At 69.1% G+C, this 17,256-nt stretch carries 23 protein-coding genes, 2 pseudogenes and 1 CRISPR repeat array; of the genes and pseudogenes, 11 read left to right on the forward strand and 14 right to left on the reverse strand.

The window, feature by feature from the left end; genetic code table 11:
- Nucleotides 1–54: 54 nt before the first annotated feature.
- Nucleotides 55–546: a hypothetical protein gene (locus AB8O64_RS36590; protein ID WP_370424284.1), complete on the reverse strand. Its 492-nt coding sequence runs from the start codon at nt 544–546 to the stop codon at nt 55–57.
- Nucleotides 547–1,081: 535 nt separating this feature from the next.
- Between AB8O64_RS36590 and AB8O64_RS36595 the strand changes: the two genes are divergently transcribed.
- The gene (locus AB8O64_RS36595) at nt 1,082–1,423 is read left to right on the forward strand and encodes a lamin tail domain-containing protein (protein ID WP_370424285.1); all 342 of its coding nucleotides are present in this window, start codon (nt 1,082–1,084) and stop codon (nt 1,421–1,423) included.
- A gap of 200 nt (nt 1,424–1,623) precedes the next feature.
- Here the strand turns inward: AB8O64_RS36595 and AB8O64_RS36600 are convergent, their stop codons facing one another.
- Nucleotides 1,624–2,070: a hypothetical protein gene (locus AB8O64_RS36600; protein ID WP_370424287.1), complete on the reverse strand. Its 447-nt coding sequence runs from the start codon at nt 2,068–2,070 to the stop codon at nt 1,624–1,626.
- A gap of 261 nt (nt 2,071–2,331) precedes the next feature.
- On the opposite strand from AB8O64_RS36600, the gene AB8O64_RS36605 reads away from it, so the two are divergent.
- Nucleotides 2,332–2,559, forward strand: a complete 228-nt coding sequence (locus AB8O64_RS36605) for a MafI family immunity protein (RefSeq protein ID WP_370424386.1) — start codon at nt 2,332–2,334, stop codon at nt 2,557–2,559.
- 39 nt (nt 2,560–2,598) lie between these two features.
- Nucleotides 2,599–3,367 (forward strand): annotated as a pseudogene (locus AB8O64_RS36610) (transposase).
- A 178-nt stretch (nt 3,368–3,545) separates the two neighbouring features.
- On the opposite strand, the gene AB8O64_RS36615 reads toward AB8O64_RS36610, so the two are convergent.
- Nucleotides 3,546–4,169 (reverse strand): restriction endonuclease, encoded by a 624-nt coding sequence (locus AB8O64_RS36615; protein ID WP_370424288.1) that lies wholly within the window; start codon nt 4,167–4,169, stop codon nt 3,546–3,548.
- A gap of 185 nt (nt 4,170–4,354) precedes the next feature.
- Here AB8O64_RS36615 and AB8O64_RS36620 point away from each other — a divergent pair, with 185 nt between their 5' ends.
- Nucleotides 4,355–4,591 (forward strand): hypothetical protein, encoded by a 237-nt coding sequence (locus AB8O64_RS36620; protein WP_370424289.1) that lies wholly within the window; start codon nt 4,355–4,357, stop codon nt 4,589–4,591.
- A gap of 17 nt (nt 4,592–4,608) precedes the next feature.
- On the opposite strand, the pseudogene AB8O64_RS36625 reads toward AB8O64_RS36620, so the two are convergent.
- Both AB8O64_RS36625 and AB8O64_RS36630 read right to left on the reverse strand, forming a co-directional pair.
- Nucleotides 4,609–4,980 (reverse strand): annotated as a pseudogene (locus AB8O64_RS36625) (transposase); the annotation flags it as partial.
- A 698-nt stretch (nt 4,981–5,678) separates the two neighbouring features.
- Nucleotides 5,679–6,192: direct repeats of the CRISPR family, unit length 29 nt; unit sequence GGGACCACCCGTGTGCGCGCGGGCCGGAC.
- Nucleotides 6,193–6,774: 582 nt separating this feature from the next.
- Nucleotides 6,775–8,355, reverse strand: a complete 1,581-nt coding sequence (locus AB8O64_RS36630; protein WP_370424290.1) for an RNA-guided endonuclease TnpB family protein — start codon at nt 8,353–8,355, stop codon at nt 6,775–6,777.
- Between the two features lie 1,153 nt (nt 8,356–9,508).
- Between AB8O64_RS36630 and AB8O64_RS36635 the strand changes: the two genes are divergently transcribed.
- A complete protein-coding gene (locus tag AB8O64_RS36635; RefSeq protein ID WP_356453582.1) occupies nt 9,509–9,682 on the forward strand; it encodes a hypothetical protein in 174 nt (57 codons plus the stop codon).
- 117 nt (nt 9,683–9,799) lie between these two features.
- On the opposite strand, the gene AB8O64_RS36640 is transcribed toward AB8O64_RS36635, so the two are convergent.
- Nucleotides 9,800–10,177: a toxin Doc gene (locus AB8O64_RS36640; protein WP_370424387.1), complete on the reverse strand. Its 378-nt coding sequence runs from the start codon at nt 10,175–10,177 to the stop codon at nt 9,800–9,802.
- Between the two features lie 150 nt (nt 10,178–10,327).
- Between AB8O64_RS36640 and AB8O64_RS36645 the strand changes: the two genes are divergently transcribed.
- Together AB8O64_RS36645 and AB8O64_RS36650 are read left to right on the forward strand one after the other, a co-directional pair.
- A complete protein-coding gene (locus AB8O64_RS36645; protein ID WP_356453623.1) occupies nt 10,328–10,552 on the forward strand; it encodes a hypothetical protein in 225 nt (74 codons plus the stop codon).
- 10 nt (nt 10,553–10,562) lie between these two features.
- On the forward strand, nt 10,563–10,934 hold the full coding sequence (locus AB8O64_RS36650) for a fic family toxin-antitoxin system, toxin component (RefSeq protein WP_370424291.1): 372 nt from the start codon (nt 10,563–10,565) through the stop codon (nt 10,932–10,934).
- Nucleotides 10,935–11,072: 138 nt separating this feature from the next.
- Here the strand turns inward: AB8O64_RS36650 and AB8O64_RS36655 are convergent, their stop codons facing one another.
- Nucleotides 11,073–11,627 carry a hypothetical protein gene (locus AB8O64_RS36655; RefSeq protein WP_370424292.1) on the reverse strand — a complete coding sequence of 185 codons (555 nt, stop codon included), beginning with the start codon at nt 11,625–11,627 and terminating at the stop codon, nt 11,073–11,075.
- Nucleotides 11,628–11,745: 118 nt separating this feature from the next.
- Here AB8O64_RS36655 and AB8O64_RS36660 point away from each other — a divergent pair, with 118 nt between their 5' ends.
- From AB8O64_RS36660 to AB8O64_RS36670, 3 genes are read left to right on the forward strand one after another with little or no spacing between them, the layout of a single operon-like run.
- Nucleotides 11,746–11,904, forward strand: a complete 159-nt coding sequence (locus AB8O64_RS36660; protein WP_370424293.1) for a hypothetical protein — start codon at nt 11,746–11,748, stop codon at nt 11,902–11,904.
- Nucleotides 11,901–12,155, forward strand: a complete 255-nt coding sequence (locus tag AB8O64_RS36665; RefSeq protein WP_370424294.1) for a hypothetical protein — start codon at nt 11,901–11,903, stop codon at nt 12,153–12,155. Before AB8O64_RS36660 ends, AB8O64_RS36665 begins: the two co-directional genes overlap by 4 nt.
- On the forward strand, nt 12,152–12,340 hold the full coding sequence (locus AB8O64_RS36670) for a hypothetical protein (RefSeq protein ID WP_370424295.1): 189 nt from the start codon (nt 12,152–12,154) through the stop codon (nt 12,338–12,340). Before AB8O64_RS36665 ends, AB8O64_RS36670 begins: the two co-directional genes overlap by 4 nt.
- Nucleotides 12,341–12,458: 118 nt before the next feature.
- On the opposite strand, the gene AB8O64_RS36675 is transcribed toward AB8O64_RS36670, so the two are convergent.
- From AB8O64_RS36675 to AB8O64_RS36685, 3 genes are all read right to left on the reverse strand, one after another.
- Entirely contained in the window at nt 12,459–12,839 is a 381-nt protein-coding gene (locus tag AB8O64_RS36675) for a hypothetical protein (protein WP_370424296.1), read from the reverse strand.
- On the reverse strand, nt 12,836–13,090 hold the full coding sequence (locus AB8O64_RS36680) for a hypothetical protein (protein ID WP_370424297.1): 255 nt from the start codon (nt 13,088–13,090) through the stop codon (nt 12,836–12,838). Before AB8O64_RS36680 ends, AB8O64_RS36675 begins: the two co-directional genes overlap by 4 nt.
- A 314-nt stretch (nt 13,091–13,404) precedes the next feature.
- On the reverse strand, nt 13,405–13,557 hold the full coding sequence (locus AB8O64_RS36685; RefSeq protein WP_370424299.1) for a hypothetical protein: 153 nt from the start codon (nt 13,555–13,557) through the stop codon (nt 13,405–13,407).
- Nucleotides 13,558–13,624: 67 nt separating this feature from the next.
- On the opposite strand from AB8O64_RS36685, the gene AB8O64_RS36690 reads away from it, so the two are divergent.
- Nucleotides 13,625–13,885 carry a hypothetical protein gene (locus AB8O64_RS36690; RefSeq protein ID WP_370424300.1) on the forward strand — a complete coding sequence of 87 codons (261 nt, stop codon included), beginning with the start codon at nt 13,625–13,627 and terminating at the stop codon, nt 13,883–13,885.
- Nucleotides 13,886–13,911: 26 nt separating this feature from the next.
- Here the strand turns inward: AB8O64_RS36690 and AB8O64_RS36695 are convergent, their stop codons facing one another.
- The 4 genes from AB8O64_RS36695 to AB8O64_RS36710 form a co-directional block, all read right to left on the reverse strand.
- The gene (locus tag AB8O64_RS36695) at nt 13,912–14,115 is read right to left on the reverse strand and encodes a hypothetical protein (RefSeq protein WP_370424301.1); all 204 of its coding nucleotides are present in this window, start codon (nt 14,113–14,115) and stop codon (nt 13,912–13,914) included.
- Nucleotides 14,116–14,152: 37 nt separating this feature from the next.
- Nucleotides 14,153–16,069, reverse strand: a complete 1,917-nt coding sequence (locus AB8O64_RS36700; RefSeq protein WP_370424303.1) for a hypothetical protein — start codon at nt 16,067–16,069, stop codon at nt 14,153–14,155.
- Between the two features lie 402 nt (nt 16,070–16,471).
- Nucleotides 16,472–16,687 (reverse strand): hypothetical protein, encoded by a 216-nt coding sequence (locus AB8O64_RS36705; RefSeq protein ID WP_370424305.1) that lies wholly within the window; start codon nt 16,685–16,687, stop codon nt 16,472–16,474.
- Nucleotides 16,684–17,121, reverse strand: coding sequence for a hypothetical protein (locus tag AB8O64_RS36710; RefSeq protein WP_370424306.1), 438 nt, complete (start codon nt 17,119–17,121; stop codon nt 16,684–16,686). Before AB8O64_RS36710 ends, AB8O64_RS36705 begins: the two co-directional genes overlap by 4 nt.
- Nucleotides 17,122–17,256 lie beyond the last annotated feature (135 nt).

The raw sequence follows: 17,256 nt of genomic DNA on the forward strand, positions 1-17,256 counted from the left end.
TCCTCTTCGCTAACGCCGGGCGACGGCCGCCTCGACGCACCGCCGCGGTCAGCGTCAGGGGGCAGGTCGCCACGGCTCGGCCAGCAGCTCGACCTGGCCGGTCGCCACGTCGAATCCGAGCACCGGATGCCCGTAGTCGCCTTCCGGGTCCATCAGCACCGGCTTGCCCAGTCGCTCCCCGATCGCCTGCAGAAAGCCGCAGAAGACCTCGAGCCGCTCTTGTCCTTGCAGCTCCCGCAGGTCGACTTCGAAGCTGACCTCCTCCGGCGCGTAGAAGCGGAAGATCGCCAGGACCTCGGCCGCCGGCCAGACCCGCAGCTCCCCGTGCTCGGCGCCAGCCGGGCGGGACAGCACCGCCTCTGCTGCGGGCACCGGCATCACGGCACCGCCCTCGGAGTACTGACACCTCCAGCCCCTCACGATGACGAGGTCAAGGACCGCCTGCCAGTCCTGGGCCGAGGCGTCAGGGACACGTACCTCCGGCAGCGCCCCCATCAGCTCGGGGTCGAAGAAACACTTCACGTCATCCCACAGCAGCTCAGACACCCCCTTATCCTCCCCGGCACCCACCGTGCCGCCCACTTCGCCTCGGTGCGGACTCATCGCGGGCCCCGGGCGTTCGCCTCGGTGCGGACTCATCGCGGGCCCCGGGCGGCGGGCCGGAGGCGGTCGCCGAGACCGGCTACTTCGCCCCCTCAGATGCCTGGCGGGGAACACGCGTGGTGCCCTGCGGCACTCTGGAGTCGCGAGGCGCAGCGCGGGGCGAGTGGTGTGCGCTGGGGCGTGTGCGCGGGGCACCGTCGGGTGGTGTGAATGTTCGCCTCGTGTAACACGTGCTGGGACTTTCAACTTTGGGGCACCGGGTGGCGCACAGTGATGGTCCTCGGCACTTCGCCGGGACCTCCAGAAACTCGGCGCAGCCGGCTGGGCTGCGCCTGAAAGCAAGGGTTTTGGTATGTCTTCAGCTGTTATGGCTCGTGTTGCTGCCACCGCCGTCGCGTGCGGCGCTGTCCTGGCCACCGCGGTCCTCCCCGCAACCGCGGCCACCCATGCCGACCTCGGCCGTACACACTCCCCAGTCGTGATCGGGAAGATCCAGTACGACAGCCCGCGCAAGGACGACCGCAGCAACTGGAGCCTCAACGCCGAGTGGGTCGAGGTCGTCAACACTGGCCACCACCCGGTGAACCTCAAGAACTGGACCTTGACGGACGCCGACCGGCACAGCTATCGATTCGGTCACCTGCGCCTGGCGGGCCACCAGAAGGTCCGTGTTCACACCGGCATCGGCCGCGACACCGTCCGCGACGTCTACCAGAACCGCCGCGCCTACGTCTGGGACAACTACCGCGACACCGCCACCCTCCGCAACAACCACGGCCGCGTCATCGACACCGAGTCCTGGGGTCACCGCGGACGCTGACCGGTAAACCGAAGCCGCCCCTCACCCGAGGCGGCTTCACCCCCCTGACGGTGCGCCCCGGGCCCAGATGTGGCCCGGGGCGCACCGCTGCTGCAGAACCACCCCGCGACAGCCTGCTCCGCAACGGCCCGGCCGCATGGATCACCACAAGGGCGCCGGCGAGGTTCTCAACGCCCGCGCCGACCTCGCCGCCTGTCTCGTCATCCGCCGCCATGCCCGACGGCGTTGCTCCGTCCGGGCTGCTGCGGCGGACGGTGCCGCGGGCGCGGCCGACCCGGCCAGGTCGCCCAGCGTAGGCTGTCGGCCTCCTCCGGCGGCAGCAGCCCGGCGCTGATGAGCGCGGCCCGGCCCGCCTGATGCCCGGCGATCTCGTAGCCGCGCGCACAGGAGTCCACCTCGTGGAACGAGCCGTCCGTCAGCAGGACCGCGGCCGCCACGCCACCGAGCCCCTCCAGCAGACCCGCCCGCAACGCCGGGAGGTACTCAGCGGGCAGCCGCTCCCCCGGCACTACGTTGAGCAGATCCAGCCCACCGCCTGGGCCTGACGGTTCGAAGTCCGCGACAATGTGCGCGTACGGCCCGCAGCCACCGATGTTCAGTTTTACCCGGACGCACACGCCGGGCACGGGAACGGGAAGACCGGTCATGGCCGCCACCGTACGATCGCCCACACCCGGCCTACCAGCGCTTGACCTGCCAGGCTCCGCTGTGTGCCCCGCCCCACGAGGGGTGGAACGACACGGACGTAGCCCAGTCACCAGACCCGTCGGACACTACCTAAGCGCTGTCCCGTTAAGGGCAGGTGAGTCGACAGGTCCCCGGCTGGAGGCGAGGATGTCGGATGTCATCGGTCCGTTGAGTTCTGGCACGGGGGACAGCTCGTGAGCCTTTCGTATCGAGCACGTGTGGTGGCGCTCCTGGAGGAGTCGCCGCTCACTGGGGAGGCTGTCATTACGGACGTTCGCCACCTGCTCTCGCATGGTGAGGAGACTTTGGCGTTCGACACGATGTGCTCGTGGATCTATGAGGACGCCCTGCCCATCACCCAGCAGTACCACGCTCTGCTGGTGGCCATGGCAGACGAGATGGACATCCCGAGGTCCGTCCAGCGCCTTGACGAGCTGCTGATCGACTGACACTTACCCCTGGCGATCTTCTCGGGGATGATCTTTTCCGTGGTAGGTGTGATCACGGCGTCGGAGCCGTCTTGGATAGCCCCCGTTCACCGGGCTGAGCCCTCGTCTTTTCGGCAGGCTGGTGACCGTACTGCGACGCGCGGGTGCAGATGCGGTCCGCAGGGGCCGGCCGTGGAGCCTTCCGCTGGAGGATCGGGCCCTGCTGGTCGCCGCCTACTGGCGAACGAACTTGACGATGCGCCAGCTCGCTCCGCTTTTCGGAGTGTCCAAGTCAGCGGCGGACCGCATCATTGACCACCTTGGGCCAATGCTTGCGCTGCAGTCCCGCAAGCGCTTCGCAAAAGGCACAGTGCTCATCGTGGACGGCACCCTGGTTCCGACCCGGGACCACACGGTGGCGGAGCAGTCCAAGAACTACCGGTACTCGACCAACCACCAGGTCGTCATCGACGCCGACATCCGCCTGGTGGTCGTGGTGGGCCGGCCTCTCGCCGGGAACCGCAACGACTGCAAGGCGTGGGAGGAATCCGGTGCCAAAGACGCCCTCGGCAGGACCATGATGATCGCCGACGGCGGCTATCCCGGCACCGGGCTCGTCATGCCGCACCGCGTCCGCAAGGGCGAAGACCTATCGGACTGGAAGGAAGCACACAACAAGTCCCACAAGCAGGTCCGCGCCCGCGTCGAGCACGTCTTCGCACGCATGAAGACCTGGAAGATCCTCCGCGACTGCCGCCTGAAGGGCGACGGCGTTCACCACGCCATGCTCGGCATCGCTCGGATGCACAACCTCGCCCTCGCCGGATAGACGAGCGGCGTACGACGGCCGACTACGCCCGAGGTGACCCGGAGATCATTTACGGGCCCGCCTTAGGCCGGGCGGCGACCGTCGGGGCGGTGTCGACCGCGCGCGGTACCGGGCCCGCCACCGCACCGTTGGGCAGGACCCGGACCGTGCAGAGGCAGCCCGGCCGCCGCGGGGCTGCTCAGGAGAGGGCGGTCGGTTTGCGAGGCGGCGGGAGAGCTCGGAGCAGCTCCCATAAGGGGTGCGAGCCGGATGCCCACACGGCGAGGGTGTGGCGGTCGACCACATGGAGGCGTTGCTGCTTGGCGAAGGCCACGGCGGGCGCGGTCACCCGGCCGTTCGTCACCATCACTGCGACGTCGGCGCCGTGGACCTGACGGGCGGTGCCGTTGAGTACCTGGAGATCCGGCGTGCCGACCGCGGAGCCGGCGAGACCGTTGCGGCGGTGTTTGCACTGGATCACCCAGCGCCGCCCGTAGGGGTCGGTGGCCTTGACATCAGCGCCCAGGTCCCCGCTGCCCCCGACTCGGACCGCGTCCGGGCAGCCGTCACGGCGCATCAGGTCCCGCACTGCGTCCTCGAACCGGGAATGGTGCAGGGCGTCCAGCTGGGACAGGCCGTAGCGCAGGCCCTGCGCGCGTACTGCCTCCCACCGGGCCCTCTGCTGCTTCTGATAGAGCCAGCCGCCGCCGGCCACAACCGCGAGCGCGCCGATGACGATCAGGACCCACCAGTGGGCCAGCAGCCAACCAACGACGGCCACCACCAGGCCGATGGCCAAGGCCGCAGCGACGAGGAGACCCATCAACCGGTCAGCCGCGTGTTGCCGCCGCTTGCCCGGCCTCCGAGTGCGCCGTCGGGCCGACGGGCGCCTGGTCGTCGCCCCCACCCGCCGTTTACGGGGCGGGGGGGTGCCCCTATGCGTTTGGTCAAGGTCGAAGGCCAGTAGGTTCGTGTGGTCGAGGACGGGGTCGAGCCGTAGGGGTGTGCATGGGTGATAGCCAGGTCACGATCAAGCTCACGAGTGACGAGGCGCTGGTTTTGTCGGACTGGCTGGAGAAGTTGCAGATGACGGACCTGAGCCGGGTTGTCGACGATCCGGCGGTCTGGGCGCCGATCCATCGCATCGCCGGGACGCTGGACAAGTCACTTGCTGGGCTGTTCGCGCCTGACTATGACCAGCGGCTCGAGGCCGCTCGCCGACGGCTTCGGCCGGAGATGGACTGACTGGTGAGTCTGAACCGTCACCTGGCACCTGCGGGTTGGGGTTCGTAGAAGGTTCCGTCGCGGAGCATCGCGGAGAGGACGTCGGCCCGGCGCCTGGCGAGACAGAGCAGGGCCTGGGTGTGGTGCTTGCCCTGGGCGATCTTCTTGTCGTAGTAGGCCCGCGAGGCCGGGTCGCCCAGTACGGCGAACGCGGAGAGGAAGAAAGCCCGTTTGAGCTGCTTGTTTCCTCTCCGGGAGGGTTCTTCGCCGCGGATCGATGAGCCCGAGCTCCTGGTCGCGGGTGCGAGTCCTGCGTAGGCGGCGAGGTGGCCGGCGGTCGGGAAGGTGCTGCCGTCGCCGACCTCGATCAGGATCCGGGCTCCGGTCCTGACGCCGACCCCCGGCATCGAGGCTCTCGCCCACTCGTGATCGTCTGCGCGTCGGACGGGCAGACGGCTGACCGTCGCCAGAGGCTGGTGGCCGGCTCTGGGGCTGACCGACGCGCCGGAGGTGAAGGCGCGTGCAACCCCGGGTGAAGAGGCCAGGCACCGGGTTCTCGCGGCGGCACTTCCGGCCTGAGGCCGGCCTGGGCTTGAACTCCACCCGGGGCACCGCCCCTCACACGTCTGCCCCCTCCCTCACCCCAGGTGCGCTCCGGGGCGAGGGAGGGGGCCAGCACTCGCAAGGACCTCCGCATACAAGGGTGGCCGGAGGATCACTCCTCCGGGATGGCCCAGCATCAGCTGGGTCTTCCCGCTTCACCGAGGACTGCCTCCCGCCCATACAGGCGATCGGTCTTCTGCCCCTCCACGGGCGTTTCACGTCTCCCCTCGTCCAGAGGCGACAAACTCACGCACTTTCTCTTCCCGCCCGACAACGAGCGGACTTCGACTACTCAACCCCCAACCCCCTCACCACACCGGCAAGCCACGGACCGGGGGCGCAGAGCACTCTTGGTGATCGGACCACCCGGTACACCTCTACCGGACCACCCCCACTCACCCACCACACAAAAGCCACACACACCAAACCCAACAGACAAGTCCCCCCATACAGCCCACCCAAGCCCGGCAGCCCCGGCCAGAGCCCTTCACGTATAGAAGGAGACAAGACCACCCTCGTGCGCATGGGCCGGACGCCTTCGGCGCGCTCCCCGGCCCTATCCAGACGGGACCACCCGTGTACGCGTGGGCCGGACTGCTCACCACACGGTAGGAGGAGAAGCGATGGGACCACCCGTGTGCGCGCGGGCCGGACCCGGACGACCAAAGGCCTGATGAACACCATCTGGGACCACCCGTGTGCGCGCGGGCCGGACGGGCGAGTGCGGGCCGCAGGCTGCCGACGACGGGGACCACCCGTGTGCGCGCGGGCCGGACGGGGGACCCACCATGACGATCTATCCGCCAGAGGGACCACCCGTGTGCGCGCGGGCCGGACTAGCGGTGCGGGCGTACTTCATGGTGATGTTGGGACCACCCGTGTGCGCGCGGGCCGGACCGAGCGGTGTTGCCGAAGTCGCCGAGACCGTCGGGACCACCCGTGTGCGCGCGGGCCGGACCTGACGGAGCTGGCCGAGGAACTGCGCGGACAGGGACCACCCGTGTGCGCGCGGGCCGGACCCTTCGCGACCTGGCACTTTGTGCGCTCTGTTGAGTTATTCCTGCTAGTTGAGCGACAGAGGTCAGGCGGTCTTCTTACGCGCGTTGAGGGTGGCCGGAGGATCACTCCTCCGGGATGGCCCAGCAGCTGCAGGGTCTTCCCGCTTCACCAGGGACTACCTCCCGCCCTACGGGCGATCGGACTCACATCCCCTCCACGGGCGTTTCACGTCTCCCCTCATCCAGAGGCGACGACTCGAAACCGACAGAAATTCAGAAGCCAAGCTCCGCGCTTCGTAGCGGGCAGTTCAGTTGGTTGGGGGCCGCCCCTGGTGCGCACGGGCCGGACGCGCTCCTTGGTCAGGGCAGGGCAGGGTTTCGAGTGGTTCTCGGGACCACCCTCGTGCGCGTGGGCCGGACACCAGGCTCAGGCGGACGTGGCTGTCGTTGAGGCGACCACCCTCGTGCGCGTGGGCCGGACAAGGCCCTGGAAACCGCAGATGCCGATGGGGCGGGACCACCCTCGTGCGCGTGGGCCGGACCTTCGCGACCTGGCACTTTGTGCACACTATTGAGTTGTTGCCGGTAGTTGGCCCACGGGGGTCAGGCGGTCTTCTTACGCGCGTTGAGGGTGGCCGGAGGATCACTCCTCCGGGATGGCCCAGCATCAGCTGGGTCTTCCCGCTTCACCGAGGACTGCCTCCCGCCCTTGCGGACGGTCGGGCTTGTGTCCCCTCCACGGGCGTTTCGCTTCCTTCCTCCAAGGGAGGAAGGCGTCTCCCCTCTTCCAGGGGCGACGGATTGTGCGTGGGCGGCGATGTTGCGGGCCGCGTTGAGGTCTCGGTCGATGACCAGTCCGCATTTCTTGCACCGGAATACCCGGTCGGCGAGGGTCAGGTCAGGGTCGGCCCAGTCGCAGCCCGGTGCCGAACACTTTCTGCTCGACGGGAACCGTCGTGCACAGATGGCGATGCTGGAGCCGTACCAGGCGGCCTTGTAGGTGAGCTGGCGGCGCACTTCGCCGAAGGAGGCGTCGAGGATGCTGCGGTTGAGGCCGGCTTTCTGGCGGACCTTGCGTCCGGGCTTCTCCGTGGTACCGCGGGCGGAGCCGGTCATGCCCTTGACGTGGAGGTCCTCGATCGCGATGGTCGCGAAGCTGGTGGTGAGCCGTTTGGTGAGGAGGTGGAGTGTGGTGGCCCGGTGTTCCGCGAGGGTGTGCTGGATCCGGCCGATCCGCCGGGCTGCCTTCACTCGGCCTTGTGAGCCTTTGGTGGTGCGGGCGTAGGCGCGCTGGGCCCGGGTGAGTTTGCGCCGTGCGGCTTTGCCGTGCCGTTCGTTGGGGATGGCGTGCTGTTCCGGGGTTCCGGGGGTGACCGTGAAGGGCTTGTCGAGGGTGGCGAGGACCTTGACGCCGAGGTCGACGCCGACGCGGCCGCGTTCGCGTTGCGCGCGGGTGGGGCGTGCGGGGAGTTCCTGTCTGACGGAGCACAGGACGGAGGCGTACCAGCGGTGGCCGCCGCGGGCGACGGTGACGGACTGGATCGTGGCGTCGCCCTTGTCGACGAGGCGGGCGAGGCGTTTGCCGGACTCGTGGAGGCGGACGGAGCCGATGCGGGGCATGAGCAGGCGCCGGTAGCCGTCGAGGCGGATGGTGGGGTTCTTGATGTCGTGGTGGAGGCGGAAGGAGTCGCGGCAGCGACCCCTCGGCTTGAAGCGGGGGTATCCGATCTTCTGGCCGGCGCGTTGGCCGGTGAGGGAGTCCATCCAGTTCTGGAACGCCACGTCGGCGTCGGCGAAGGCTGACTGGAAGGCGTAGGTGGAGTACTGCCACCACCAGGGGCAGGGACGGTGCGGGCCGAGCATGCCCTCGGGGACGTCGATGCGGCGGCTGTCGCCCTTGACGGCGTTGAGGGTTCTCTGGATCTCCGGCTTCTTGGGCACCTTCACGGTGACGGTCTTGCGGGCCTCCTTCTCGTCCATGCCCGAGGCGACGAGCGCGTCGACCTCCCGGCGCCACTCCCGGTGGGCTGCCGACTTGACGGCCAGGGCGTGATTGAAGGCCCAGCGGGCCGCGCCGGCATGGCCGTTGAGCGCGACCAGCTGGCTGCCCGTCGGGTCAAGAGCGAACCGGTAGGCGCGCAGCAGGCGGGGGTCTTCTGACGCTTCCTGTGTCTCGGTCGTCATGCGGTCGTTCCTCGGGTCAGTGGTCGGCGGGGAGTTCGGGCTTCCCTTGCCAAGATCTGACCATGGCTTGAAATGTCTGTCTGGTTGTCGGTGCGCGTGTTGTCCGAAGATCACCAAGATGGCCGAGCCAGCTCGGCGGGCGGCTGGGCGGGGTCAGTCCCATTCGAGGCGGACAGCTCCATCGGGCAGCCAGCCGCCCGCGTAGCCCTCGGCGAGGCGCCGCAGTTCCGCCCACCGCGCACAGCCGGAAGGCAGGTCCGGGAGCGGAGCCCATCGCCGTCGGCGGGGATCCCGACACACGTGGTCGATGCGCACCCGGACCAGGTGAAGGTGGTGCTCCTCCCGCGGGCCGGGGCGCGGTGGCGCCCAGCGGTGCCCGGACAGGGCGCTGCGGCGCAGTACTTGCAGTCCTGGTACCGAGCGGGCCAGGCGGTCGGCAGCCCGGGCAGAGGAGAGCCCCGGCCGCAGCGTGCAGGACGGCGGCGCCCACCCCGCAGCGGCGGGCACGCGGCACAGCAGGAGCCGGTCGTCCTCACTGAGCGCCAGAAGGTGGGCGATACGCCGGAGACGAGGTGCCGGAACCGGCGCAGTCTGTACGGATTTGTCCATGCACTGAAGCAGAACATGCCCCACTGACAACGCGGCTGACCAGGGCAAATGCCAGGATTCCGTCCGCCTTGGAGTGCGCTGCGGCGGACGTGGTCGACTCGTGCTCGGCGGTCGGCTGGCGGGGCAGGCCTCCGGGCCCTCGCCGATGGCCCCGCCCACCTGCCGCCGCCACGCTGTGGAGGCCTCACACGCGAAGCGTGCGCACACGGGGCGCACACCCGAGGCGTGCGAGGAAACCACCGTTTTGTCTGTGCTGTGGAGGCCTCACACGCGAAGCGTGCGCACACGGGGCGCACACCCGAGGCGTGCGAGGAAACCACCGTTTTGTCTGTCGCCAATCCGGGCCGTCGGAGATTGGCGACAGCGGGTGTCTGTCGGCGCGGGTGCTGTCCCGGTCGAGTAGACGGTGGGCGGGGGTTGCGCGGCTAACCGCTGCGCGCTCCAGAGTGCTGCCTGTCTCGCACCCGGCGACACAAGGGGTGCGGGGTGCCCATGCTCCGCCGACCGCATGCCAGCCCGGCATGCCCGACCGAACGGAACACCCATGTCGACCCTGCTCCTGCTCGTGCTGCTGCTCTTCGTCCTCGTCATCCTCCTGGTGGCCGGCGCCCTCGCTTACCTTGCGCACCGGCGTCCGGCGCTGGTGGCTCCGCTGACGCTCGCCATGGGTGGCGTGACGGTGGTGGTCACGGTCGTGGGCGTCATCGTCAGCCGGTGACGCCGGCTCGCGGCCGTCGCAACAGGTACGCGACTGTGCGGCCAGGGGGCCGGAGGACCTCGGGTGGCCGCGGCGGCGCTGCGCCATGCACCGACCGCCGGCGGTGGCTCGATTGGTTCAGATGCGCCAGGAGCGGATGCGGTCGGCGGCGTCGTAGGCGTCGGTCCGGCCGGTGTCGATGTTGCGGGCGAGGTCGATCAGCCCGCCGTACGGGGCGTCGATGCCTTCGCCGGAGGCCGCCATGTACGCCACGACGACGCCCGCGCCGAACAGTGCGTTGCGGGCCGGGAGCGGGCGCAGCCGGATGATGGCGTGCATGAGGGCGGCCGCGCGCCAGGCGGTGTCGACCGTTGCGCCGACTTTGGGGGTGTTGACGCGGTGCCGGCCGACCGCGGCCACGAGGCTGGAGAAATCATGGACGTGCGGGTGCTTGGGCAGGACCTCCGCCTGGCGCTCCAGGAGCCAGCGGATGTCGATGTAGAGCTCCGCTGTCAGGCGGCCCGTCCCGGCGCGTCGAGCCGGTCCGCTCTGCCCCCCTATTACCAGGCGCAGGCCGTGCCGGTCAGCTGATGATCGCCTCGGTGAGCCAGCCTCGCCCTGGCCGTTCCTCTGCCGTCTGTGGCGGCGGACCGCTACGGTGGTCGCATGGCTCGGGAAATCCGTATCGAGATCAGCGATGAGGCGTACGAGCAGCTGCAGCGCGCGGCTGCCGAGAAGCGTGTGCCCGCCGAGGCGTATGCAGGCCAGGTGCTGGACGCTGATCTGACCAGGATCCGCTTCGTCGAGGGCGCCCGCTCCTTCATCGGCCAGCATGCCGAGGGCTTCGCCGAGCGCTTCGGTGGCCCCGCCGGCCGCGCCGACGCCGCCTGAGCCGCGCCGCATGTTCCTTCAGATCGATGTGCCCTGGCTGCTCGACATCGCGCACCAAGAGCTTCCCGGTGACCCGGAGGTCGTGGACTGGGGCTCGCTCGAGGCCGCCCGCGCCCGGCACTGCTTCCGCGTGATGGACACACCCGTCTACGACCAGGCTCATCACCGGGCCGCGGCGCTGTTGCACCAGCTCGTCCGGGTCCCGGCCCTGGAACACTCGAACGAGCTGTTCGCGGCCGCCGTGGCCGCGGCCTACCTGCACGCCTCCGGGCATCCGGTCAGCGCAACGACCAAGGAAGTCGTGGACCTTGTCGAGCAGGTCGAAAACGGGCAGCTCGGCGTCCGCCACATCGCCTCTTCACTCAAGGAGTGGACCCGCTGACCGTACGGTCCGGGCCCCAACCCGGCCATGTGCGGGCACACGGGCTCTCTCCGTTGCCCGAGCCTTGTCCGCGTCAGAACCCCCGAGCGCGGCGTCGTCTCCATGCGCCGCGCCCCCTGCACAAAATGAGCGCCTGACTCATTTCGTTCTCAGCTTGCGGCTTCCGGCTCGGTTCTTCGCGATGTTACGTGTCTTCTTCCTGTTGCCTGACTCAGCGAGCAGGGCGAGTACCGCTGGCGACGCCGACTCCTCGGCGAGGACGCGCTGCATCCAGTCCGTGACCTTCGCCAACTCGACCGGTGTCGGCACGTGGCCGTCCTCGATGGACAGGTAGAACAGCCAGTCGTGGATGCGGCGGCGGATGAACTCGCGATACCCCTCCGTCTTGAGCTGGTCGACCTCTGGCAGTAGTTCGGCCGACCACTGCTGGAACTCGGCAGGACTGGTCACCTTCATCGCGATCCTGTCCACGAGGGCGACCACCGCTGTCTTGGACACAATGTCGATGGGATCGCGCAGGATCGTTGCCACGATCGCGCGGTCTCGGTCGCGGCTCCGCGAGGAAACGGTCACCGAGACGACGCGTCGGTACGCGGACGATCGCACGTGCTCGTCCGCGACGGCATCGTCGACGTCCACGTCGAGGATGCCGGCCCCCGCTAGCAACTCGGCCACATCGGAATGCAATGTCATCGCTTCATCCCTTCTCGGCCGCCCCGGCTGTCAGTGGCAAGTGCGACTCTGTACCCCCGAACCCGCAGCTCAGCCCCGGAAACAGCGGCTGGCGCCGAACATGAGGAGAACGACCGCCATGCTGATCAACTACAAGGTCCACTGGACCCCCGCCGACAGCACCGCACGCCGCACCTCGGCCGTCTCGTACAGCCTGTCCGTCGCGCACGAGCGACAGGCAGAACTCGAGCGCGACGGAGTCCTCGACGTGGAGATCGAGAAGATCACACTCAGATGACCGTCCCAGACGAGGCGCCCCTTCCCGACGCCGAGCAGTACCACCTGACCGTACGCTTCCGCCCCGGCGGCCCAGCCGTAGAGGGCACGTGGGCCAGCGGCACCACCGCACTACGCAAGTACCGCAGCTGGATCGGCACCCACGGCAGCGTCAACGGCGTCACCATCACCCTCGAAACGGAGACCGGCGGCATCAGGAGAAGCGTCAAACGATGGCCCCTGGCACCGAGCGAGAGGAACAAGCGGGCATGAAATCGGCGCTCCAGATGACCATCAGCGTGTGTGGAGGGACAGGGGTGGGACTGGCGGTACAGGACGCCACAGGCCACGGGTCGTGGCCATATCTCGGAGCCCTCTCCGGTCTCCTGTTCGGCTCCTGCCTCGCCTACCTCGACCACTACGTCGACACCCGGCGCGCGGGCACTCCGGGAGATTGACATGAGGCACCTGCCCGCGAAGCCGTCGTGACGGCGAGCCATCCAGGACATCTCGGGCCGCGATCACACCAGCCACAGCAAGATCATCTGACCCTGATCAGTCGTTACGGGACAACCCTTAGGGATTGAGATCCAGAACGCGGACCGGTTCATCTTGCCAGCGCTTCGGGGCGGTGGTGGCGATGACTGCGCCGTCGGGGCGGTCGGCCGTGGGCTGCGCTGCGAACTGGCTGTGCGCGGCGGCCCATGATGCCTGGCGTGCGACGGCCAAGGCGGCGGGAAGATCGAGGTCGAGCACGGTGGCGCCGGGCATCGCCGCCAAGTGCTCAGCCGTGCCCGGGCGGGCACGGTCGGCCTCCACCAGGGCGCATGCCGGTGCGTACAAGTACCAGCCCGCCTCGGCATGGGCCCGGTGAATGAGACGGGAGGCAAGGACGTTGCCCTGGCCGGCCGCGGTCATGGCGGTCTCGTCCAGGACAATGTGCATGACATCGGTCACCGGGCGGTCACCTGAGCCAAGCGCCGGTCCAGCTCACTGTCCAGGTCACGCTGCTCGGCAGCAGTGGGGGCATAGCCGTTCCACTCCTGAAGTGCCGCCCGGGCCTTCTCGGCGCGCTCGGCGCGGGCCGGGGTGAGCAGCGTCTCGGACAAGCGGGCCAGATAGGCGCGCAGCGACAGGCCCTCGGCGGCCGCGATGGCGGCAAGCCGGTCCTTGGCCTCCTCAGGGAGGCGGATGTTGGCGTCAGGCATCGTCGTACTCCTTCCCATACCGACAGCATACGGGTACGTACCCGTACCCATAGTCTTCGCGGGAGACGAAACAGGAACGCTTTGGCTTGTCGCTCCGCCGCCCGCGGCGAGGCCCGGCGCGGCCTCGCCGCGGGTTTCGAGGGCGCACCGGTAGCACTCCGGCGGGGCCCGTCGCTGCACCGGCGCAGCGGGCGCGGTCGGCTGCGGGTCCGGCTCGGCGGCCGCCGTGGCGGGGACAGCCTTCACGGGCGCGGCCGCCAGGAGATGCGGGGCGCGGACGTTCTCGCCCCGCACCCGCTCGGTGGCCGCCGCGATCACTTCGGCCCACTCCAGCGCAGCTTCTTGCCGCAAGACGGGGCGTCGGGGACGAACTCCAGGCGGCCAGCGTCCGCGTCGAACGCCACGGCCCGGACGTGATCAGCGAGCTCGGGCGGGACCAGCGTCCGGCCACGTTGCTGGACCGGCACGGTCGCTCCACGCGCGCCCGGGCGGGACCGTGGTCGAGCCGGAACTCACCCAGGAGGGCTCCGGTTCATGCGCATCGCGCTCGGCGCAGAGCCTGCGGAGAACGTTGCGGAGGCGGCGCAGCAGCTCGCCTGCGACGTGTACAACCGCCAGCCGTCCCCGGATGAGGACGGACCGGACGCGTTGGTCAGCCTCTTCACCGCGCTGGCGTGCTACTCAGTCGTGGCGATCGAGCACCTGGCCGAGGCCTGCGGCATGCCGCAGGCGCAGCTCCGGATGCTGCTGAGCACCGACTTTGATGACCAGGGCGCTTTCTGCAACGAGCGGTAGGGCAAGCTGAGCAGCTTGTGGAGACCTCATGTGGACTGGCGCTGCGAGCGCCGCGCCGCGAGGCTGCTGACACCGAGGACTCCGCCTGCGCCACTGCCGAGGACCAGGCCGATCGCCATGTTGTCGAAGACAGCCAGCCCGAGCACGAGCCCAACTGCAATGCCGACCAGCATGCCTACAACAAGCCCTGTGCTGATGGACGGTACTCCGAAGCTCTCGTTGTTGGTCACACGATCATTGTGCCGAACGAGCCCCTGGAGGCGAGCTTCAATACGGCCAACCTGGAGTCCTCCCAGGCTCCTGAAGCTGTCCCCCACCCGCCGTGACAGGAGGCCGGGCTTCAGCCCGTGCAGGCGGCGGAGGCACTACGTCGACGGCCTGTTGCTGGCGTTCGTCGCGGGCACCCTTGTGCTGCTCGCCGGGGCCAATGCGGTCGTCGCTCTGCAGGACGCGGAGCAGGCGTTCGTCGTGGGGAAGCTGTCGCTTCTCGCTGGGGCCGAGGCGGTCGTCGTTGTCGCACAGCTTGCCCGGTCCAGCATGGCATCGCGGGCATATCACTCGGTACCAGTCGCCGCGTGGCACCTGATGGTGCAGCCGGGCCGCGGTCTTCTTACCCGCCTCCTTCGCCTGGCCCTCCCGGTCGTCCTTCGGTCGTTGCTGCTGGGACGGACGTGTGGGGTTGGCTTCACGCTCGCGCGCCTTTGGGGCCGGCCGCATCGGCTCGGCAGGGCCCTCGACCTCTTGCCGAGCCTTCTTCTGTCGCCGGGTCACCTTTCGTGCGGCTTTCCGCTCGTCCAGCTCCAGCTGCAGCCGCTCGTTGTGGCCGTCCTTGCGCGGTTTCCCGCTGCTGGGCCCCTCGACCAGCACACAGTCCTTGCCTTGCTGCGCGTTGCATCGCGGACAGCTTCGCAGTATCCAGTACCGCCGCGCTACGCGCAGCTGCTCCTGCGGTCCTAGCGCCGCCCGCTTCTTCCAGACCTCCACACGACGCGCTTCACCACGGGTCAGCAGTTCTCCGGCCGAGGCCGCGGACTGCAGAAGCTCCTCGACCTGAGGGCGCAGATCGAACGTGTACGCGTCGTGCCCGCGAAGGCGATGAAGAGCGCTGCGGACCCGAGCCGCAGCTCTTTGTGCTTCCTTCTCCGTGTCAGCTTCCGCTTCGACCGCGTCCCGCGAGTGGTCGTCCAGGCTCTCGAAGTACGTGCTGGCCCGCTCGTAGACGGCGGATTCGGCGTCCGTGCGATCCTCAGCTGCCGTCGCGTTGACGCGCATCAGAAGCCTGCGCACCCGCCCAGGCTTCTGCTCCTCCACCGCCCTGTTCAGGTTGTCGAACAGCTTGCGGCGCGCCTCGCCCTGCTCGACCAGCCAGATCCTCGCGTGGCGAACGGCAGCCTCGAGCTGCTCCTGGAGCTCCCCGTCCACACCGGTCAGATCCTCGACGTCCCCGCACACCTGCTTCACCACGGGCACGGACTCGATCCGACGCGCATACACCAGCCGGCGCAGCAGGGCCTGGGCGCGCGCCTCCGGCTCCGGCACCTTCCTCGCCTTGCCGGGCGACCACAGCGAAGGGCGCGGCGCTGTGCGGCCCTGAACGATCTCCTCAACCGCCGGCGTCGACAACCCACGCTCCGTCATCTCGCACTCGTCCAGAGCGAACCATTCGATCGGCCGGGCGAACGCCTCGGTCCCGATCTGCACGCGACGCACGGTGCCCACGCTGTTCAGGCGGATCCGATGCACGTACCAGCGGCGGACCAGTGTGTCGCGGTCGACCGGCACCATCGTCCCGAGGACCGGCTCGACACCGTCATCCCACACCGGCGTCACCGCCTGGTCCAGATGCACCCGCAGAGCGCCATGCCGCCAGCGCACATCCACGACGGACCCGATCGGTGCCCCTTCGGTGCGGGTGTACTCGAAGGTCGCCTGCTCCCCGCGGCCGACGAGCCAGGCCGCGGCCGCCGACCGCACATAGAGGTGGTCCGCGCTGTCCACGCCACGGGAGCGACGCCCGCACACGTGCGGCAGCCCGTCCGGATCCGGGTGATGTGCGAAATGACAGGCCCGGTCCGTGTACAGCTTCGTGGTCAGCTGGCCGCCGCAGCCGCCGAGCAGATTCCCGCACCAGAAAGTGTCGTCCTCGTGGACACGGCGGAATGCATCCAGCTCGATCGCTTCCATCGGCAACATCAACGGCTCATCCGAGTCCGCCCCGCCGAGCACCGCCGTCTGAATCCGTCGCCTGTCCGCGCGCACAAACTCCCCCCGTCTCCACCCGCCAACACATCCTGTCACCAGCGGAGTCCACCAACCAGATCACCTCTCGGCTCGACTCAGGCCGTACGCCCCAGATGTGATGCCCCCGCCGCCCTGCCGATCACACCGTCCGCAGCCTGCTCCTTCCGGACAGCGCGCTCGGCTCGGGCCCGGCGCAGTGCGGCCGCCTCTTCAAGATCCGGTCGCTCACGCGCGCCCGGGCCGGATCCTTACGGGGTCCAGCCAAGGTAAGCCGAAAAGGTGCAGTGGGATGATCTTGGTCCCGTGCTGGCCAGATGTCGGCGCAGGCCAGCGGGGTGCCCCCCGTTAGAAGGTGCGGTGTTGGCCGGGTACGAGTCGCCAGTGGCCGGGGTACTCGGCGTCGCAGGTCGCGCAGCGGGCCCGGTAGAGGGCGGCGGCCGGTCCGAGGGTCGCGGCGGGCCGGGCGTGCAGGGTCTGGCCCTCGATGACGGTGACGAGCGTCTCCCACGGTTTCGGGCAGGTGCAGGCGGCCGGTAACGCGTCGTCAGCCGGTGCGGTCATGCAGTGCTCCCGTCCTCGGTGGAGTCATCGGGGCTGGTGGCGCGCCATTCGCGGGTTTTGAGGCCGGTGGCTTTCTGGACGTCGGCGACTTCGGCGTGGTCGTAGGCGGTGCGGACGCCGGAGATGGACATGCCGGCCGCCGCGGCGAGGTCGGCGAGCTTGTAGGGACGGGGCCGGGTGAACTCGCGTCCGTACGCGATGAGGCGGCGGATGTCGGCTTCGGCTTCCTCGCGGCGGCGCCGGGCGCCGGCGAGGGCGGACAGCAGGGGCTCGGCGTCCTCGCCGTGGGCGTCCCAGGCGGCTTCGAGGTTGAAGGCGGTCTGCTCGCGGGCTTCGGTGATGTCTGCCCAGACGTCGCTGCGGATCTCCTCGGGGATGTCGTCGGGTTCGGGGGCGGGGTGGAGGATCGCGGCAATCTCTTCGTACACGCTCATGCTCTACAGTCTGCGCAATATTTTGCGGTGAGCGCAACGAATTTCATTGAGCGAAACCAGTCAGGCTTGGGCGGCACTTCCATCGGTTTCTCCAAGGCGCTCGCGCTGGCCCACCAGTTCAAGGAGGCCGCCCCC

It is taken from the genome of Streptomyces sp. QH1-20 (assembly GCF_041283565.1).
Classification (GTDB): Bacteria; Actinomycetota; Actinomycetes; order Streptomycetales; family Streptomycetaceae; genus Streptomyces; species Streptomyces syringius.

Coding starts and splice junctions, on each gene's coding strand:
- AB8O64_RS36710 (WP_370424306.1), bottom strand. CDS start 17,121: ATGAGCGTGTACGAAGAGATTGCCGCGATCCTCCACCCCGCCCCCGAA.
- AB8O64_RS36660 (WP_370424293.1), top strand. CDS start 11,746: ATGCTGATCAACTACAAGGTCCACTGGACCCCCGCCGACAGCACCGCA.
- AB8O64_RS36635 (WP_356453582.1), top strand. CDS start 9,509: ATGTCGACCCTGCTCCTGCTCGTGCTGCTGCTCTTCGTCCTCGTCATC.
- AB8O64_RS36630 (WP_370424290.1), bottom strand. CDS start 8,355: ATGACGACCGAGACACAGGAAGCGTCAGAAGACCCCCGCCTGCTGCGC.
- AB8O64_RS36705 (WP_370424305.1), bottom strand. CDS start 16,687: ATGACCGCACCGGCTGACGACGCGTTACCGGCCGCCTGCACCTGCCCG.
- AB8O64_RS36650 (WP_370424291.1), top strand. CDS start 10,563: ATGTTCCTTCAGATCGATGTGCCCTGGCTGCTCGACATCGCGCACCAA.
- AB8O64_RS36600 (WP_370424287.1), bottom strand. CDS start 2,070: ATGACCGGTCTTCCCGTTCCCGTGCCCGGCGTGTGCGTCCGGGTAAAA.
- AB8O64_RS36690 (WP_370424300.1), top strand. CDS start 13,625: ATGCGCATCGCGCTCGGCGCAGAGCCTGCGGAGAACGTTGCGGAGGCG.
- AB8O64_RS36700 (WP_370424303.1), bottom strand. CDS start 16,069: ATGGAAGCGATCGAGCTGGATGCATTCCGCCGTGTCCACGAGGACGAC.
- AB8O64_RS36670 (WP_370424295.1), top strand. CDS start 12,152: ATGAAATCGGCGCTCCAGATGACCATCAGCGTGTGTGGAGGGACAGGG.
- AB8O64_RS36655 (WP_370424292.1), bottom strand. CDS start 11,627: ATGACATTGCATTCCGATGTGGCCGAGTTGCTAGCGGGGGCCGGCATC.
- AB8O64_RS36615 (WP_370424288.1), bottom strand. CDS start 4,169: ATGGGTCTCCTCGTCGCTGCGGCCTTGGCCATCGGCCTGGTGGTGGCC.
- AB8O64_RS36620 (WP_370424289.1), top strand. CDS start 4,355: ATGGGTGATAGCCAGGTCACGATCAAGCTCACGAGTGACGAGGCGCTG.
- AB8O64_RS36645 (WP_356453623.1), top strand. CDS start 10,328: ATGGCTCGGGAAATCCGTATCGAGATCAGCGATGAGGCGTACGAGCAG.
- AB8O64_RS36680 (WP_370424297.1), bottom strand. CDS start 13,090: ATGCCTGACGCCAACATCCGCCTCCCTGAGGAGGCCAAGGACCGGCTT.
- AB8O64_RS36665 (WP_370424294.1), top strand. CDS start 11,901: ATGACCGTCCCAGACGAGGCGCCCCTTCCCGACGCCGAGCAGTACCAC.